General features: G+C 70.2%; 18 protein-coding genes. 17 read left to right on the forward strand and 1 reads right to left on the reverse strand.

Annotated elements, in window-relative coordinates; genetic code table 11:
- Window positions 1-42 precede the first annotated feature (42 nt).
- The 15 genes from rpsD (at window position 43) to nusB (ending at window position 14303) form a co-directional block, all read left to right on the forward strand.
- Complete coding sequence (rpsD, locus tag BJ965_RS31930; RefSeq protein WP_031104240.1) at window positions 43-657, forward strand: 30S ribosomal protein S4; 615 nt, start codon at window positions 43-45, stop codon at window positions 655-657.
- Between the two features lie 225 nt (window positions 658-882).
- Complete coding sequence (locus tag BJ965_RS31935) at window positions 883-1323, forward strand: DUF948 domain-containing protein (protein WP_051715496.1); 441 nt, start codon at window positions 883-885, stop codon at window positions 1321-1323.
- Window positions 1324-1332: 9 nt separating this feature from the next.
- Window positions 1333-1686 (forward strand): hypothetical protein, encoded by a 354-nt coding sequence (locus tag BJ965_RS31940; protein ID WP_030843112.1) that lies wholly within the window; start codon window positions 1333-1335, stop codon window positions 1684-1686.
- Complete coding sequence (gene alaS, locus BJ965_RS31945; RefSeq protein WP_184913543.1) at window positions 1686-4358, forward strand: alanine--tRNA ligase; 2673 nt, start codon at window positions 1686-1688, stop codon at window positions 4356-4358. Before BJ965_RS31940 ends, alaS begins: the two co-directional genes overlap by 1 nt.
- Window positions 4359-4375: 17 nt before the next feature.
- Window positions 4376-4840 carry a Holliday junction resolvase RuvX gene (gene ruvX, locus BJ965_RS31950; protein WP_030843120.1) on the forward strand — a complete coding sequence of 155 codons (465 nt, stop codon included), beginning with the start codon at window positions 4376-4378 and terminating at the stop codon, window positions 4838-4840.
- A gap of 121 nt (window positions 4841-4961) precedes the next feature.
- Window positions 4962-6695, forward strand: a complete 1734-nt coding sequence (gene mltG / locus BJ965_RS31955) for an endolytic transglycosylase MltG (protein ID WP_184913545.1) — start codon at window positions 4962-4964, stop codon at window positions 6693-6695.
- A gap of 10 nt (window positions 6696-6705) precedes the next feature.
- On the forward strand, window positions 6706-7533 hold the full coding sequence (locus BJ965_RS31960) for a shikimate dehydrogenase (protein WP_184913547.1): 828 nt from the start codon (window positions 6706-6708) through the stop codon (window positions 7531-7533).
- Window positions 7534-7584: 51 nt separating this feature from the next.
- Complete coding sequence (locus BJ965_RS31965) at window positions 7585-8001, forward strand: hypothetical protein (RefSeq protein ID WP_184913549.1); 417 nt, start codon at window positions 7585-7587, stop codon at window positions 7999-8001.
- 141 nt (window positions 8002-8142) lie between these two features.
- Complete coding sequence (gene aroC, locus BJ965_RS31970) at window positions 8143-9327, forward strand: chorismate synthase (RefSeq protein ID WP_184913551.1); 1185 nt, start codon at window positions 8143-8145, stop codon at window positions 9325-9327.
- Entirely contained in the window at window positions 9324-9839 is a 516-nt protein-coding gene (locus BJ965_RS31975; RefSeq protein WP_184913553.1) for a shikimate kinase, read from the forward strand. Before aroC ends, BJ965_RS31975 begins: the two co-directional genes overlap by 4 nt.
- Window positions 9836-10927, forward strand: a complete 1092-nt coding sequence (gene aroB / locus BJ965_RS31980; protein WP_184913555.1) for a 3-dehydroquinate synthase — start codon at window positions 9836-9838, stop codon at window positions 10925-10927. Before BJ965_RS31975 ends, aroB begins: the two co-directional genes overlap by 4 nt.
- Window positions 10928-11091: 164 nt before the next feature.
- A complete protein-coding gene (locus tag BJ965_RS31985) occupies window positions 11092-11949 on the forward strand; it encodes a Pro-rich N-terminal domain-containing protein (RefSeq protein ID WP_184913557.1) in 858 nt (285 codons plus the stop codon).
- 181 nt (window positions 11950-12130) lie between these two features.
- Window positions 12131-13246 carry an aminopeptidase P family protein gene (locus tag BJ965_RS31990; RefSeq protein WP_184913559.1) on the forward strand — a complete coding sequence of 372 codons (1116 nt, stop codon included), beginning with the start codon at window positions 12131-12133 and terminating at the stop codon, window positions 13244-13246.
- A 53-nt stretch (window positions 13247-13299) separates the two neighbouring features.
- Entirely contained in the window at window positions 13300-13866 is a 567-nt protein-coding gene (gene efp / locus BJ965_RS31995) for an elongation factor P (RefSeq protein ID WP_030843148.1), read from the forward strand.
- Window positions 13867-13868: 2 nt separating this feature from the next.
- Entirely contained in the window at window positions 13869-14303 is a 435-nt protein-coding gene (gene nusB / locus BJ965_RS32000) for a transcription antitermination factor NusB (RefSeq protein WP_142165057.1), read from the forward strand.
- Between the two features lie 174 nt (window positions 14304-14477).
- On the opposite strand, the gene bldD is transcribed toward nusB, so the two are convergent.
- Entirely contained in the window at window positions 14478-14981 is a 504-nt protein-coding gene (gene bldD / locus BJ965_RS32005) for a transcriptional regulator BldD (protein ID WP_018570201.1), read from the reverse strand.
- A gap of 266 nt (window positions 14982-15247) precedes the next feature.
- Between bldD and pyrR the strand changes: the two genes are divergently transcribed.
- The gene (pyrR, locus tag BJ965_RS32010) at window positions 15248-15814 is read left to right on the forward strand and encodes a bifunctional pyr operon transcriptional regulator/uracil phosphoribosyltransferase PyrR (RefSeq protein ID WP_184913561.1); all 567 of its coding nucleotides are present in this window, start codon (window positions 15248-15250) and stop codon (window positions 15812-15814) included.
- Window positions 15815-15914: 100 nt separating this feature from the next.
- Complete coding sequence (locus BJ965_RS32015; RefSeq protein ID WP_184913563.1) at window positions 15915-16892, forward strand: aspartate carbamoyltransferase catalytic subunit; 978 nt, start codon at window positions 15915-15917, stop codon at window positions 16890-16892.
- Window positions 16893-16894 lie beyond the last annotated feature (2 nt).

The raw sequence follows: 16894 nt of genomic DNA on the forward strand, positions 1-16894 counted from the left end.
TCCCTCAACCCTGACAAGCCGATACAAGGAAAGCGAAAAACAGTGGCGAACCAGTCCCGCCCCAAGGTCAAGAAGTCGCGTGCCCTCGGCATCGCGCTGACCCCGAAGGCCGTCAAGTACTTCGAGGCCCGCCCCTACCCGCCGGGTGAGCACGGCCGCGGCCGCAAGCAGAACTCGGACTACAAGGTCCGTCTGCTCGAGAAGCAGCGTCTGCGCGCGCAGTACGACGTGTCCGAGCGCCAGCTCGTCCGCGCCTACGAGCGTGCCTCCAAGGTCCAGGGCAAGACCGGTGAGGCCCTGATCATCGAGCTGGAGCGCCGTCTCGACGCCCTGGTTCTGCGTTCGGGCATCGCCCGCACGATCTACCAGGCCCGCCAGATGGTCGTGCACGGCCACATCGCGGTCAACGGCAAGAAGGTCGACAAGCCCTCCTTCCGTGTCCGTCCGGACGACGTCGTGCAGGTCCGCGAGCGCTCCAAGGAGAAGACCCTCTTCACGATCGCTCGTGAAGGTGGCTTCGCCCCCGACGGTGAGACCCCGCGCTACCTCCAGGTGAACCTCAAGGGCCTGGCGTTCCGCCTGGACCGTGAGCCGAACCGCAAGGAGATCCCGGTGATCTGCGACGAGCAGCTCGTCGTCGAGTACTACGCCCGCTGATCCTCCTCGGCGACGCGGTACCACCGGCCTCGCGCCGAGCCCGCTGCCTCCCACCGCCACGGTGGGAGGCAGCGGGTTTTTCACGCCCGGCGGCTTCCCCGACCCGCCCCGGACAATCCGCGCCGCGCCCGCTCGCCGGAGCCAAATCCGGTACGGAGTGCCGTCGTGGTCGCGATAGGCTCGTCGCACGACTTTTTCGATGTTCAGGCACGTTTCAGGGAGCGGGTGCACACAGTGTCCGGTGGAGAGGTTGCCGGGATCCTGGTGGCCGTCTTCTGGGCGATCCTGGTCTCCTTCCTCGCCGTCGCGCTGGCGAGGGTGGCCCAGACGCTCAAGGCGACCACCAAGCTCGTGGCGGACGTGACCGACCAGGCCGTCCCGCTGCTGGCAGACGCCTCCACGGCGGTGCGCTCCGCGCAGACCCAGATCGACCGGGTCGACTCGATCGCCTCCGACGTCCAGGAGGTCACGTCGAACGCCTCGGCGCTGTCGACGACCGTCGCCTCCACCTTCGGCGGCCCCCTGGTCAAGGTCGCGGCCTTCGGCTACGGCGTGCGCCGGGCCCTCGGCGGCCGCAAGGAGGACGTGCCCGCCAAGGCGTCCAGGCGTACCGTGATCGTGGGCCGCACGGTCACCCGGCGCAGCGCCCGAGGGAAGAGGGACTGAGAGCCAGCGATGTTCCGCCGCACCTTCTGGTTCACCACGGGCGTCGCCGCCGGTGTGTGGGCCACCACCAAGGTCAATCGCAAGCTGAAGCAGCTGACCCCCGAGAGCCTCGCCAGAACCGCCGGCAACAAGGCGATCGAGGCCGGTCACCGCATCAAGGACCGTGCGGTCGGCTTCGCGCTCGACGTCCGGGACAACATGGCCGTGCGGGAGGCCGAACTGGGCGACGCCCTCGGGATCAACGAGAATCCCGAACTCCCCGCGCCCCGGCGGTTCGCCGCCATCGAGAACCGCAACAACCCGAAGTACGTCGAGGGTTCGGCGTACCAGACGTACCCGTACAACCGGAATGAGGACCACTGATGGAGTCGGCTGAGATTCGCCGCCGCTGGTTGAGCTTCTTCGAGGAGCGCGGTCACACCGTCGTCCCTTCGGCGTCGCTCATCGCGGACGACCCGACTCTGCTCCTCGTCCCGGCCGGCATGGTGCCCTTCAAGCCCTACTTCCTGGGTGAGGTCAAGCCGCCCTTCTCGCGCGCCACCAGCGTGCAGAAGTGCGTGCGCACGCCCGACATCGAAGAGGTCGGCAAGACCACCCGCCACGGCACGTTCTTCCAGATGTGCGGCAACTTCTCCTTCGGCGACTACTTCAAGGAAGGCGCCATCAAGTACGCCTGGGAGCTGCTCACCAGCGCCCAGGACAAGGGCGGTTACGGACTCGACCCCGAGCGCCTGTGGATCACTGTCTACAAGGACGACGACGAGGCCGAGCGCATCTGGCACGAGGTCGTCGGCGTGCCGAAGGAGCGCATCCAGCGCCTCGGCATGAAGGACAACTACTGGTCCATGGGCGTCCCCGGCCCCTGCGGCCCCTGCTCCGAGATCAACTACGACCGCGGCCCCGAGTTCGGCGCCGAGGGCGGCCCCGCCGTCAACGACGAGCGGTACGTGGAGATCTGGAACCTCGTCTTCATGCAGTACGAGCGGGGCGAGGGCATCGGCAAGGACAACTTCGAGATCCTCGGCGACCTGCCCAGCAAGAACATCGACACCGGCCTCGGCCTCGAGCGCCTCGCCATGATTCTGCAGGGCGTGCAGAACATGTACGAGATCGACACCTCGATGGCCGTCATCAACAAGGCCACCGAGCTGACCGGCGTCCGTTACGGCGACGCCCACGACTCGGACGTCTCCCTGCGCGTGGTCACCGACCACATGCGCACCTCGGTGATGCTGATCGGCGACGGCGTCACCCCCGGCAACGAGGGCCGCGGCTACGTGCTGCGCCGCATCATGCGCCGCGCCATCCGCAACATGCGTCTGCTCGGCGCCACCGGTCCGGTCGTGAAGGACCTGATCGACACCGTGATCGAGATGATGGGCCAGCAGTACCCCGAGCTCATCACCGACCGCGAGCGCATCGAGAAGGTCGCTCTCGCCGAGGAGAACGCCTTCCTCAAGACGCTGAAGGCCGGCACCAACATCCTCGACACGGCCGTCACCGACACCAAGGCCACCGGCGGCACCGTCCTGCCCGGCGACAAGGCGTTCCTGCTCCACGACACCTGGGGCTTCCCGATCGACCTCACCCTGGAGATGGCCGCCGAGCAGGGCCTCTCCGTGGACGAGGACGGCTTCCGCCGCCTGATGAAGGAGCAGCGGGAGCGCGCCAAGGCCGACGCCCAGGCCAAGAAGACCGGGCACGCCGGCGCCGGCGCCTACCGTGAGATCGCCGACCAGGCCGGTGCCACCGACTTCATCGGCTACACCGACACCGAGAGCGAGTCCACGATCGTCGGCATCCTCGTCGACGGCGCCTCCTCCCCGGCCGCCACCGAGGGCGACGAGGTCGAGATCGTCCTCGACCGCACCCCCTTCTACGCCGAGGGCGGCGGCCAGATCGGCGACACCGGCAAGATCAAGGTCGACACCGGTGCCGTCATCGAGATCCGCGACTGCCAGAAGCCGGTCCCGGGCGTGTACGTCCACAAGGGCGTCGTCCAGGTCGGCGAGGTCACCGTCGGCGCCAAGGCCCACGCCTCGATCGACGACCGCCGCCGCAAGGCCATCGCCCGCGCCCACTCGGCCACGCACCTGACCCACCAGGCCCTGCGCGACGCCCTCGGCCCGACGGCCGCCCAGGCCGGTTCCGAGAACCAGCCCGGCCGCTTCCGCTTCGACTTCGGCTCCCCGTCCGCCGTCCCGACGGCCGTGATGACCGACGTCGAGCAGAAGATCAACGAGGTGCTCGCCCGCGACCTCGACGTCCGCGCCGACGTCATGGGCATCGACGAGGCCAAGAAGCAGGGCGCCATCGCCGAGTTCGGCGAGAAGTATGGCGAGCGCGTCCGGGTGGTCACCATCGGCGACTTCTCCAAGGAGCTGTGCGGTGGCACCCACGTGCACAACACCGCCCAGCTCGGCCTGGTCAAGCTGCTCGGCGAATCGTCCATCGGCTCCGGTGTCCGCCGGATCGAGGCCCTCGTCGGCGTCGACGCCTACAACTTCCTCGCCCGGGAGCACACGGTCGTCGCCCAGCTCCAGGAGCTGATCAAGGGGCGCCCGGAGGAACTCCCGGAGAAGGTCTCCGCCATGCTCGGCAAGCTGAAGGACGCCGAGAAGGAGATCGAGAAGTTCCGCGCCGAGAAGGTCCTCCAGGCCGCCGCCGGTCTCGCCGAGTCCGCCAAGGACATCCGCGGCGTTGCTGTCGTGACCGGTCAGGTCCCGGACGGCACGAGCGCCGACGACCTGCGCAAGCTGGTCCTCGACGTGCGTGGACGCATCCAGGGCGGACGGGCCGCGGTGGTCGCCCTGTTCACAGTGGCGAACGGCAAGCCGCTCACGGTCATCGCCACCAACGAGGCCGCCCGCGAGCGTGGCCTGAAGGCCGGCGACCTGGTCCGCACGGCCGCCAAGACCCTCGGGGGCGGCGGTGGGGGCAAGCCGGACGTCGCCCAGGGCGGCGGCCAGAACCCGGCCGCCATCGGTGACGCCGTGGACGCCGTGGAGCGCCTGGTCACCGAGACGGCCAAGTAAGAGACGGGTCGAACAGCATGCGCAGAGGACGTCGACTCGCGATCGACGTCGGGGACGCCCGCATCGGGGTCGCCTCGTGCGACCCCGACGGGATCCTCGCCACCCCGGTGGAGACGGTCCCGGGGCGTGACATCCCCGCAGCTCAGCGACGGTTGAAGCAACTCGTCGAGGAGTACGAGCCGCTGGAGGTCGTGGTCGGTCTCCCGCGCTCCCTCAAGGGGGGCGAGGGCCCGGCCGCGGTCAAGGTCCGGGGCTTCACCCAGGAGCTGGCCCGCATGATCTCACCGGTTCCGGTGAGACTCCTCGACGAACGCATGACGACGGTGACGGCCAGCCAGGGACTGCGCGCCTCGGGCGTGAAATCCAAGAAGGGCCGGTCCGTCATCGACCAGGCAGCGGCCGTGGTCATCCTGCAACAAGCCCTCGAATCCGAACGGGTGTCAGGTAAAGCACCCGGCGAAGGCGTCGAAGTGGTCATCTGATCGCGATACGGTAACGTTCCGCGCGATGTGGCGGCATTCGAACAGCCACCGCACAACAAGAGGCGGGACGGGAGCCGGGCCGGAAGCCGCGCGACCGCCGCCTCGCGGCTCTAGGGGATCGATGACTGAGTATGGCCGGGGCCAGGGCTCCGAACCGTGGCATCCGGAGGACCCGTTGTACGGGGACGGCGGATGGGACGGACAGCAGGCCCATCAGGGTCAGCAGTCCCCCTACGGCGGCCAGCCGCAGCACTATCCAGAGCAGCCGCAGCAGCCGCAGCAGCCGCAGCAGCAGTACGGCGACTGGGGCACCGGTGAGCAGGCCGGATACGGTCAGGCGCAGCAGCAGTACCCGTACGACCAGCAGTACGCGGCTCAGGCACACGGCCATCAGCAGTACCCGGGGCAGCAGGACCCCGGACATCAGCAGTCCCAGGGCTACCAGCAGCAGCAGTACGACACCGGCGGCTGGGTCAACGACCCGCACCAGCAGGTCTCGTACCCCGGCGACCCGGCAGACCCCTACGGTCAGCAGGCCGGTGCCTACGGCGGCGGTCAGCAGGACTACTACGGCACGCCCGAGGCGTATCCACCCCCCGAGCCGCCCGGCCGGCGCGGGGTCGAGCCCGCGCAGGAACCGGCGACCGACTGGGACCCCGGTCCCGATCAGGGCGAGCACGCCTTCTTCGCGGGCGGCGACGACGATGACGACGGCGACGAGCCGGGGGAGCGTCGCGGGCGCGAGGACAAGCGGGGGCGCGGGGGCGGCAAACCGAAGAAGCGCCGCAGTGGCATGGCCTGCCTGCTGGTCGTCGTGCTCCTCGGCGGCGGTCTGGCCGGTGCGGGCTACTTCGGCTACCAGTTCTACCAGGATCGTTTCGGCGACGCCCCGGACTTCGCGGGCGACGGCAACGGGCAGCAGGTGTCCGTCGAGATCCCCGAGGGAGCGCTCGGCTACAAGATCGGCCAGGTGCTGAAGAACGCGGGGGTCGTCAAGAGCGTCGACGCGTTCGTCGCCGCCCAGGAGGACAACCCGAACGGCAAGGGCATCCAGGACGGCGTCTACACGCTGCAGAAGCAAATGTCGGCCGCGAGTGCGGTCGAACTGATGCTCAGTCCGAAGAGCCGCGACAACCTGATCATCGCCGAGGGCCGACGCAACGCCGACATCTACCGGCTCATCGACAAGCGCCTCAAGGTCAAGGAAGGCACCACTGCCGCCGTGGCCAAGAAGGACTACAAGCAGCTCGGACTGCCTGCCTGGGCGCAGAACCGCGCCGACGTCAAGGACCCGTTGGAGGGCTTCCTCTACCCCTCCAGCTACGGCGTGAGTGAGGGGCAGAAGCCCGAAGCCGTCCTGAAGCAGATGGTCAACCGGGCCACCGCGACGTACGAGAAGCTCGGGGTCGAGAAGAAGGCCGCGAGCCTCGGACTCGAGGACCCGTGGCAACTGGTCACCATCGCCAGCCTGGTTCAGGCCGAAGGCACGAGCCACAGTGACTTCCGCAAAATGGCCGAGGTCATCTACAACCGGATGAAGCCCGGCAACCCGCAGACCAACGGCATGCTGGAGTTCGACTCCACCTACAACTACATCAAGAACCAGAGCAAGATCGACCTGAGCCTGAGCGAACTGCGGAACTACGACAACCCGTACAACACGTACTTCCACAAGGGCCTGCCGCCCGGCCCGATCGACAACCCGGGTGAGGACGCGATCAAGGGCGCTCTCAAGCCGACGGACGACGGCTGGTACTACTTCATCTCGCTCGACGGCAAGACCAGCAAGTTCACGAAGACGAACGCCGAACACCAGAAGCTGGTCGACCAGTTCAACGCCTCGCGGAACAACTGAGGAAAACCTGATGGCCGCACCACGCCGGGCCGCCGTACTCGGCTCCCCGATCGCCCACTCGCTCTCCCCGGTCCTGCACCGCACCGCCTACCGGGAGTTGGGCCTGACCGGCTGGACGTACGAAAGGTTCGAGGTCGACGAGTCCGGGCTGCCCGCGTTCTTCGAGACGCTCGGCCCCGAGTGGGCGGGGCTCTCGCTGACCATGCCGCTGAAACGGGCCGTGATCCCGCTGCTGGACGAGATCAGCGAGACCGCCGCCTCGGTCGACGCCGTCAACACCGTCGTCCGCACCGAGGACGGCCGCAGCGTCGGCGACAACACCGACATCCCCGGCATGGTGGCCGCGCTGCGCGAGCACGGCATCGACAAGGTCGACGCCGCCGCCGTCCTCGGCGCGGGTGCCACCGCCTCCTCCGCGCTGGCCGCGCTGTCCCGGATCTGCCCGGGAGAGATCGCCGTGTACGTGCGCAGCGAGGCCCGGGCCACCGAGATGCGGCAGTGGGCCGAGCGGCTCGACGTCGCCGTCCGGATCGCCGACTGGGCCGATGCCGAGCAGGCCCTGCGCGCCCCTCTGGTGATCAGCACGACGCCGGCCGGTGTCACCGACGCCCTCGCCCGGTCCGTGCCGGAGCGCCCGGCGGCCCTGTTCGACGTCCTCTACGACCCCTGGCCGACCGACCTGGCCGCCCGCTGGTCGGCGTACGGCGGTGCCGTCGTCAGCGGTCTCGACTTGCTGGTGCACCAGGCCGTGCTCCAGGTCGAGCAGATGACGGGGCTGGCCCCGGCGCCCCTGGAGGCCATGCGAAAAGCGGGCGAACAGGCGCTCGCCGAACGCTAGTATCCGCTCTCGGTTCCGCAGGGGGCGGAACAGGGGAGGGGAACGTCCGTCATGTCCGCAGGCCTGCCTCAGGCGTCCGTCAAGTCCCAGATATTCGAGTCCCTGCTCGGATTCCTGCCCGACTGGGTGCAGATCACGGTGCTCGCCCTGATCGTGCTCGCCGTCGTGGCGTCCTGGGTCGTCAAGATCAAGCGCAAGATCGCCTACCGGCGCGCCGTCCGCACCGGGCAGCCGGTCCACGCCGCCGCCCAGTACGGGCAGGGACGCGGTGCGGACTACCTGGGCCAGTACGCACCGCAGCAGACGCAGCCGGCTCAGCAGCAGGGCACCGGGGCCGACCACCTGGGGGCGTACGCCCCGCAGCGGCAGGCCGAGCCCGCGCAGCAGCCGAGCGGTGCCGACTTCCTCGGGGCGTACGCGCCCCAGCAGCGCCAGGGCGACGGACCGTCCGCGAACGCGTCCGCTTGATGGACCGGCCGCCGGGCGAACGGCCCTGGCGTGGGAGGATCGGAGATGGCGGACCGGGCCGCGCACCCGGTCGCGCCGTCGCCGTACGCGACGAGGCGCGTACGCAGGGCAGTACCAGAGCGCGAGCACTGAGGAGCACCGTTGAGCAGGTTGCGCTGGCTGACCGCGGGGGAGTCCCACGGTCCCGCACTCGTCGCGACGCTGGAGGGCCTTCCCGCCGGCGTGCCGATCACCACGGACATGGTGGCGGACCATCTCGCGAGGCGGCGCCTGGGCTATGGGCGCGGTGCCCGGATGAAGTTCGAGCGCGACGAGGTCACCTTCCTGGGCGGCGTCCGGCACGGCCTCACCCTCGGCTCCCCGGTCGCGATCATGGTGGGCAACACCGAGTGGCCCAAGTGGGAACAGGTCATGGCCGCCGACCCGGTCGACCCGGAGATCCTCGACGGGCTGGCCCGCAACGCCCCGCTGACGCGGCCCCGGCCCGGTCACGCCGACCTGGCGGGCATGCAGAAGTACGGGTTCGACGAGGCCCGGCCGATCCTGGAGCGTGCCTCGGCGCGTGAGACGGCCGCTCGCGTCGCCCTGGGCGCTGTGGCCCGGTCGTACCTCAAGGAGACGACCGGCGTCGAGATCGTCAGCCACGTCGTCGAGCTGGCCGCGGCCAAGGCGCCGAAGGGCGTCTACCCGACCCCGGCCGATGTCGCGCGGCTGGACGAGGACCCGGTGCGCTGCCTGGACGCGGACGCGTCGAAGGCGATGGTCGCCGAGATCGACCAGGCCCACAAGGACGGCGACACCCTCGGCGGTGTGGTCGAGATCCTGGCGTACGGCGTGCCCGTCGGCCTCGGTTCGCATGTGCACTGGGACCGCAAGCTGGACGCCCGCCTCGCCGGTGCCCTCATGGGCATCCAGGCGATCAAGGGCGTCGAGATCGGTGACGGTTTCGAGCTGGCACGGGTGCCCGGTTCCAAGGCGCACGACGAGATCGTGAAGACCGACGACGGCATCCGCCGCACCACCGGCCGCTCCGGCGGCACCGAGGGCGGCCTGACCACCGGTGAGCTGCTGCGCGTCCGCGCCGCGATGAAGCCGATCGCGACCGTCCCGCGCGCCCTGCAGACCGTGGACGTCACCACCGGCGAGGCCGCGCAGGCCCACCACCAGCGCTCCGACGTGTCCGCGGTCCCGGCCGCGGGCATCGTGGCCGAGGCCATGGTGGCCCTGGTGCTGGCGGACGCGGTGGCGGAGAAGTTCGGCGGCGACTCGGTGGCCGAGACCCGCCGCAACGTGACGTCGTACCTCGACAACCTCGCCATCCGATGAGCGGCCCGCTGGTCGTCCTGGTCGGGCCGATGGGCGTGGGCAAGTCCACCGTGGGGCAGCTGCTGGCCGAGCGGCTCGGCGTCTCCTACCGGGACACCGACGACGACATCGTCGCCGAGCAGGGCAGGACCATCGCCGAGATCTTCGTCGACGAGGGCGAGTCCGCCTTCCGCGCGATCGAGAAGGCGGCGGTGCGGCGGGCGCTCGGCGAGCACGACGGCGTCCTGGCCCTCGGCGGCGGCGCGATCCTCGACGCCGACACGCGCGCACTGCTCGCCGGGCAGCGCGTGGCGTACCTGTCGATGGACGTCGAGGAGGCGGTCAAGCGCACCGGCCTCAACGCGGCCCGCCCGCTGCTCGCGGTCAACCCGCGCAAGCAGTGGCGCGAGCTCATGGAGGCCCGCCGCCACCTGTACGAGGAGGTCGCCACAGCCGTGGTCGCCACCGACGGCCGGACCCCCGAAGAGGTCACCGAAGCCGCCCTGGACGCACTGGAGTTGAAGGAAGCATGAGCGAGGCAGTGACGCGGATCCAGGTCGGCGGCACCGCGGGGACCGACCCGTACGAGGTCCTGGTGGGCCGGCAACTGCTGGGTGAACTCGGCGGGCTGATCGGCGAGAAGGCCCAGCGGGTCGCGATCCTCCACCCCGAGGCGTTGGCCGAGACCGGCGACGCGCTCCGTGCCGACCTGGCCGAGCAGGGCTACGAGGTGGTCGCCGTCCAGGTGCCCAACGCGGAGGAGGCCAAGACCGCCGAGGTCGCCGCCTACTGCTGGAAGGCGCTCGGCCGGTCCGGGTTCACGCGTACCGACGTCATCGTCGGCGTCGGCGGTGGCGCGACCACCGACCTCGCCGGGTTCGTCGCCGCGACCTGGCTGCGCGGGGTGCGCTGGATCGCCATCCCGACCACCGTGCTCGCCATGGTCGACGCGGCCGTCGGCGGCAAGACCGGCATCAACACCGCCGAGGGCAAGAACCTCGTCGGCGCCTTCCACCCGCCCGCCGGGGTGCTCTGCGACCTGGCCGCACTGGACTCCCTGCCGGTCAACGACTATGTCTCCGGGCTCGCGGAGGTCATCAAGGCCGGTTTCATCGCCGACCCGGTGATCCTCGAACTCATCGAGTCCGACGTCGAGGCCGCCCGCACCCCGGCCGGCCCGCACACCGCCGAGCTCATCGAGCGCTCCATCCGGGTCAAGGCGGACGTCGTGTCGTCGGACCTGAAGGAGTCCGGCCTGCGCGAGATCCTCAACTACGGCCACACGCTGGGCCACGCCATCGAGAAGAACGAGCGCTACAAGTGGCGCCACGGCGCGGCGGTCGCGGTCGGCATGCACTTCGCCGCCGAACTGGGGCGCCTGGCGGGCAGGCTGGACGACGCGACGGCCGACCGCCACCGCACGATCCTCGAAGCGGTCGGGTTGCCCCTGCACTACCGGTACGACCAGTGGCCCAAGCTGCTGGAGACCATGAAGGTCGACAAGAAGTCCCGCGGCAACCTGCTGCGCTTCATCGTCCTCGACGGTCTGGCCAAGCCCACCGTCCTGGAGGGACCCGACCCGGCCGTGCTGCTCGCCGCGTACGGCGAAGTGGGGCAGTAAGTCCTCCGGCGCGTCTTCCGCCCGAAATCGCCTTACGGGGCCGGGCACTTCGGGCCGCCCCCGGCCGTTCACACATCGACGACCGGGGGCGGTACCGTTCGGTAGCAAGCGGGCCCCGCCCCGCTGTCAGCGCCCATCGCCTGTACGAGACGGAGTGGCACCGGATGCAGCACGCAGTGGGTTCTCCGCTGCCGCCGCCCCATCAGCCGGGGCACGGACCGGCCACGGGCTGGTCGCCGGCCGCACATCACCCGGGCCCGCGGAACGCGGGTGCGCATCAGGGCTCCGTGCCCGTGCCCCCGCCGCCCCCGGCACCGGGATATCCGGCGCCCCCGCCCGGCCCCGGACCGGCCCCGGTCTCCGCCCCGTCGATGCCGGAGACCACCGGGCACGTGCCGCTGCCGCCCGGCGGCCCGGTCGCCATGCCGATGGCTCCGCCCGCCGCGACGGTTCCCGACCCCGCCGGCACGACGCTCGCGGTGCTGCTCATCGGACCCGCGGGTGCGGGCAAGACCAGCGTCGCCAAGTACTGGGCGGACCACCGCCGGGTCCCCACGGCCCACATCAGCCTCGACGACGTACGCGAGTGGGTCCGCTCCGGCTTCGCCGACCCCCAGTCCGGGTGGAACGACAACTCCGAAGCGCAGTACCGCCTGGCCCGCCGCACCTGCGGCTTCGCCGCGCGGAACTTCCTGGCCAACGGCATCTCGTGCATCCTCGACGACGCGGTCTTCCCCGACCGCCCGGTCGTCGGCCTCGGCGGCTGGAAGCGCCACGTGGGGCCGGGCCTGCTGCCGGTCGTGCTGCTGCCGGGCCTGGAGATCGTCCTGGAGCGCAACGCGGAGCGCTCGGGCAACCGACGGCTGTCCGACGAGGAGGTCGCCCGCATCCACGGCCGCATGGCCGGGTGGTACGGCTCGGGGCTGCCGATCATCGACAACTCCCAGCTGGACGTCCCGGAGACGGCGCGGATCCTGGACGACGTCCTGGCCAGGTCGATCGCCAGCCCGCCCCAGTGGTGAGCCCCCCTCAGCCGAGCGCCCCATAGGGGCGCGGGGAACTGCGCGACAAGCCCCCACACAGCCGCGGACGGCATACGACCCCGCGCGGCACCCCGTCTCCCGAACGGCACGCTGCACCAGGCACCGCCCACTCAGACGCCCTCAACCGGCGCCAAACCGGCGGAGCTCATACGCTCGGGTCATGTCAGAGGTGTACGCGGCCCGCCGGACGCGTCTGAGGGAATACTGCAACGCGGGCGGCAGCGCGGCGGCGCTGGTCTCCCGCCCCGCCAACGTGCGCTATCTCGCGGGCGCCGCCCCGCGGGGCGCCGTTCTGCTGCTGGGCAGGACCGAGGAGCACGACCTCCTGGTCAGTGCCGTCACGGCGGCCGACCGCCCCACGCAGGAGCGACCCGACGAGGCCCTGCGGGTACAGACCCTGCCCGCAGTCGGCGGCGGTGACCCGGCCGTCGCGGCCGCAGGATTCGCCGCGGGCCAGGGCGCCGACTCGCTCGCCGTGGAGGAGCACCACCTCACCGTGGCCCGCCACCGCGCCCTCGGCTCGGTGGCACCCCGGCTCCGCCTGGCCGACCTCGGCAACGCCGTCGAGCAGCTCAGGGTCGTCAAGGACGAGGAGGAGATCTCCTGTCTGCGCATCGGCGCCGAGATCGCCGACCAGGCCCTCGGCGAACTGCTGGAGTCGATCCTCGTCGGCCGCACCGAGCGCCATCTCGCCCTGGAGCTCGAGAGACGACTTGTGGACCACGGGGCGGACGGGCCCGCCTTCCCGACGTCCGTCGGCACCGGACCGAACGCCGGCCGTCCCGGCCACCGGCCCACCGACCGCCGGGTCGAGGAGGGCGACTTCCTCTCCGTCTGCCTCGGCGCGACGTACCGCGGCTACCGTTGCGAGATCGGCCGCACCTTCGTCATCGGCACCGCTCCCGCGGACTGGCAGATCGAGCTGTACAACCTGGTCTTCGCGGCCCAGCGGGCCGGGCGTGAGAGCCTGGTACCCGGCGCCGCCTGCCGGGACGTCGACCGCGCCGCCCGTCAGGTCCTGGACTCCGCGGGGTACACGGAGGGCCTCACGGTCCTGACCGGACACGGCGTGGGGCTCGAAATCGACGAGGACCCTCAATTGAGTCCCGCGGCCATGGGTAAACTGGACGCTTGCGTGCCAGTCACCGTCGAACCGGGGGTCCACCTCCCGGGCCGGGGCGGTGTCCGGATCGATGACACGCTCGTCGTCCGCCCCGAGGCGGACGGCGGACCCGAGCTACTCACCATCACGACCAAGGAGCTGCTCGCCCTGTAGCCAGGCAGGTGCGTGCACCGGGGTCGTACGTCAGTCCAGGAGATTCCGCAACCGTGGCTTCCACGAACGACCTCAAGAACGGCATGGTGCTCAAGCTCGAAGGCGGCCAGCTCTGGTCCGTCGTCGAGTTCCAGCACGTCAAGCCCGGCAAGGGCCCGGCCTTCGTGCGCACCAAGCTCAAGAACGTGCTCTCCGGCAAGGTCGTCGACAAGACCTTCAACGCCGGCGTCAAGGTCGAAACGGCCACCGTCGACAAGCGCGACATGCAGTTCTCCTACATGGACGGCGAGTACTTCGTCTTCATGGACATGGAGACCTACGACCAGCTGCACGTCGACAAGAAGGCCGTCGGCGACGCCGCCAACTTCCTGATCGAGGGCTTCACCGCCACCGTCGCGCAGCACGAGGGCGAGGTGCTCTTCGTCGAGCTGCCGGCCGCCGTCGAGCTCGTCATCCAGGAGACCGAGCCGGGCGTCCAGGGCGACCGCTCCACCGGCGGCACCAAGCCCGCCATCCTGGAGACCGGCCACCAGATCAACGTGCCGCTCTTCATCACCACCGGTGAGAAGATCAAGGTCGACACCCGCACCAGCGACTACCTCGGCCGGGTGAACAGCTAACCGTGGCTGCCCGCAACACGGCCCGTAAGCGCGCCTTCCAGATCCTCTTCGAGGGGGACCAGCGCGGCGCCGATGTGCTGACCGTCCTCGCGGACTGGGTCCGGCTCTCCCGGGCGGACACCCGGCAGCCGCCGGTCAGCGAGTACACGATGGAGCTGGTCGAAGGCTACGCGTCGCACGCGAAGCGCATCGACGAGCTGATCGCGCAGTACTCCGTCGGCTGGACCCTCGACCGGATGCCCGTCGTCGACCGCAACATCCTGCGGCTCGGCGCCTACGAGCTGATCTGGGTCGATGCGACGCCGGACGCCGTCGTCCTCGACGAAATGGTGCAGCTGGCGAAGGAGTTCTCCACGGACGAGTCGCCCTCGTTCGTGAACGGCCTGCTCGGCCGGCTGAAGGAACTCAAGCCCTCGCTCCGCCGCGACGAGGTCTGAGACGGACCACATGCCGGAGGGCCCGCAGCGTCACCGCTGCGGGCCCTCCGGCGTTCCCGTACGTCCTCGTGCGGGCGCAGGGATGTCAGAGCCGCACAACGCCGCCGGGGTGGCCGAGAACCATACGGTTTCGGCCACCCCGGCGGCACGTTTCTGCTGGGCCCGCCGAGCGGGTCAGGCCTCCTCGTGGGACGCCACCGCGCGGCGCGCGTCCGCGTCCAGGACACCCCAGCTGATCAGCTGCTCCGTGAGGACGGACGGCGACTGGTCGTAGATGACGGCGAGTGTGCGCAGGTCGTCCTGGCGGATCGACAGCACCTTGCCGTTGTAGTCACCGCGCTGCGACTGGATCGTGGCGGCGTAGCGCTGAAGGGGGCCCGCCTTCTCGGCCGGCACCGTGGCCAGCCGCTCCAGGTCCAGGACCAGCTTCGGCGGCGGCTCGGCGGCGCCGCCCGGGGTGGTGCCCGGAAGCAGCTCCTGCACCGGAACGCCGTAGAAGTCCGCCAGCTCGGCAAGACGCTGCACGGTCACGGCACGGTCGCCGCGCTCGTACGAACCGACCACGACCGCCTTCCAGCGGCCCTGGGACTTCTCCTCGACACCGTGGAGGGAAAGGCCCTGCTGGGTGCGGATGGCCCGGAGCTTGGCCCCGAGCTGTTTGGCGTATTCGCTGGACATATAGCTCCCCGGCACTGTGTCGACGCGTCTGGCGTGGGTGCCAGGCCGCGCGGCTGGTAACTCACTGTGAGGTTACGCAGCGTTACTCTGCCGCGTCAAGCTGAATGGTCCGCACCGACTCTTCCGTGATATCGGCGTTCCGTTAGGCCGAGTGGGTGATCCAAGGGGTCCGTACGGGCGATCGCGGGGACCTGCTACCGTGTATGGCGCAATCCCGACGTCCTTTAAGGTCCGTCCCGTGAGGCGGAGAAGGAGGTCCGTTTCGTATGGACACGCATGACACGCAGTCCGATGCCCGGCCCGTTCTCGAAGGGCCCGACATCGCGCGGGTACTGACCCGCATCGCCCACGAGATCGTCGAGCGCGCCAAGGGTGCCGACGACGTGGTGCTCCTCGGCATTCCGACCCGGGGTGTCTTCCTCGCCCGGCGGATCGCGGACAAGCTCGAGCAGATCACCGAGCGCAAGGTCCCGTGCGGCTCGCTCGACATCACCATGTACCGCGACGACCTGCGCATGCACCCGCCGCGTGCGCTGGCCCGCACCGAGATCCCCGGCGACGGCCTCGACGGCAAGCTCGTCGTCCTCGTCGACGACGTGCTCTTCTCCGGCCGCACCATCCGCGCCGCCCTCGACGCGCTCAACGACCTCGGGCGCCCGCGCGCGGTGCAGCTCGCCGTCCTCGTCGACCGCGGACACCGCGAACTGCCCATCCGCGCCGACTACGTCGGCAAGAACCTCCCCACGTCGTTGCGGGAGACGGTCAAGGTCCAGCTCGCCGAGGAGGACGGTCGCGACACCGTGCTGCTCGGTGCCAAGCCGACCTCTCAGTAGCGCTCCCGGCGTACGCCGCCTTCGTACGCCCGCTAGTCGCGCCCTCGCGCGCCCGTCTGCCCCCATTCTCCCGAATGAACTGCCTTACGGAGCCTGACAGATGCAGCGTCATCTCATCTCGGCCGCCGACCTCACCCGCGACGACGCCGTCCTGATCCTCGACACCGCCGAGGAGATGGCCCGGGTCGCCGACCGGCCGATCAAGAAGCTGCCGACCCTGCGCGGCCGCACGATCGTCAACCTCTTCTTCGAGGACTCCACCCGGACCCGGATCTCCTTCGAGGCAGCCGAGAAGCGGCTGTCCGCGGACGTCATCAACTTCACCGCCAAGGGCTCCAGCGTCTCCAAGGGCGAGTCCCTGAAGGACACCGCCCAGACCCTGGAGGCCATGGGCGTCGACGCCGTGGTCATCCGGCACGGCGCCTCCGGAGCCCCGTATCGCCTGGCGAACTCCGGCTGGATCGACGCGGTCGTCGTCAACGCCGGCGACGGCACCCACCAGCACCCCACCCAGGCCCTGCTGGACGCCTTCACCATGCGCCGCCGCCTGATCGGGCGGGACGCCGGACTCGGCCGGGACCTCGAGGGCAAGCGCATCACGCTCGTCGGCGACGTCCTGCACAGCCGGGTCGCCCGCTCCAACGTCGACCTGCTGCACACCCTCGGCGCCGAGGTCACCCTCGTCGCCCCGCCCACCCTGCTGCCGGTCGGCATCGAGACCTGGCCCTGCGAGGTCTCCTACGACCTCGACAGCACGCTGCCCAAGTCCGACGCGGTGATGATGCTGCGCGTCCAGCGCGAGCGCATGAACGCCGCCTTCTTCCCGACCGAGCGCGAGTACTCCCGGCGCTACGGCCTCGACGGCGACCGCATGGCGCGGATGCCCGAGCACGCCATCGTGATGCACCCCGGCCCGATGGTCCGGGGCATGGAGATCACCGCCGAGGTCGCCGACTCCGACCGCTGCACCGTCGTCGAGCAGGTCGCAAACGGAGTGTCCATCCGGATGGCCGTCCTGTACCTGCTGCTCGGTGGGAACGAACCCGCCGTCACCCACCCCCGCACCGAGGAGAAGTAAGA

The sequence above is a fragment of the Streptomyces luteogriseus genome (assembly GCF_014205055.1).
In the GTDB taxonomy this organism is placed as follows: Bacteria; Actinomycetota; Actinomycetes; order Streptomycetales; family Streptomycetaceae; genus Streptomyces; species Streptomyces luteogriseus.

What these genes read in the sequence shown, in the direction of transcription:
- BJ965_RS31985 (WP_184913557.1), top strand. Translation starts at nt 11,092, where the DNA reads ATGCAGCACGCAGTGGGTTCTCCGCTGCCGCCGCCCCATCAGCCGGGG.
- aroB (WP_184913555.1), top strand. Translation starts at nt 9,836, where the DNA reads ATGAGCGAGGCAGTGACGCGGATCCAGGTCGGCGGCACCGCGGGGACC.
- pyrR (WP_184913561.1), top strand. Translation starts at nt 15,248, where the DNA reads ATGGACACGCATGACACGCAGTCCGATGCCCGGCCCGTTCTCGAAGGG.
- BJ965_RS31990 (WP_184913559.1), top strand. Translation starts at nt 12,131, where the DNA reads ATGTCAGAGGTGTACGCGGCCCGCCGGACGCGTCTGAGGGAATACTGC.
- alaS (WP_184913543.1), top strand. Translation starts at nt 1,686, where the DNA reads ATGGAGTCGGCTGAGATTCGCCGCCGCTGGTTGAGCTTCTTCGAGGAG.
- BJ965_RS31975 (WP_184913553.1), top strand. Translation starts at nt 9,324, where the DNA reads ATGAGCGGCCCGCTGGTCGTCCTGGTCGGGCCGATGGGCGTGGGCAAG.
- bldD (WP_018570201.1), bottom strand. Translation starts at nt 14,981, where the DNA reads ATGTCCAGCGAATACGCCAAACAGCTCGGGGCCAAGCTCCGGGCCATC.
- BJ965_RS31940 (WP_030843112.1), top strand. Translation starts at nt 1,333, where the DNA reads ATGTTCCGCCGCACCTTCTGGTTCACCACGGGCGTCGCCGCCGGTGTG.
- BJ965_RS32015 (WP_184913563.1), top strand. Translation starts at nt 15,915, where the DNA reads ATGCAGCGTCATCTCATCTCGGCCGCCGACCTCACCCGCGACGACGCC.
- BJ965_RS31965 (WP_184913549.1), top strand. Translation starts at nt 7,585, where the DNA reads ATGTCCGCAGGCCTGCCTCAGGCGTCCGTCAAGTCCCAGATATTCGAG.
- BJ965_RS31960 (WP_184913547.1), top strand. Translation starts at nt 6,706, where the DNA reads ATGGCCGCACCACGCCGGGCCGCCGTACTCGGCTCCCCGATCGCCCAC.
- ruvX (WP_030843120.1), top strand. Translation starts at nt 4,376, where the DNA reads ATGCGCAGAGGACGTCGACTCGCGATCGACGTCGGGGACGCCCGCATC.
- mltG (WP_184913545.1), top strand. Translation starts at nt 4,962, where the DNA reads ATGACTGAGTATGGCCGGGGCCAGGGCTCCGAACCGTGGCATCCGGAG.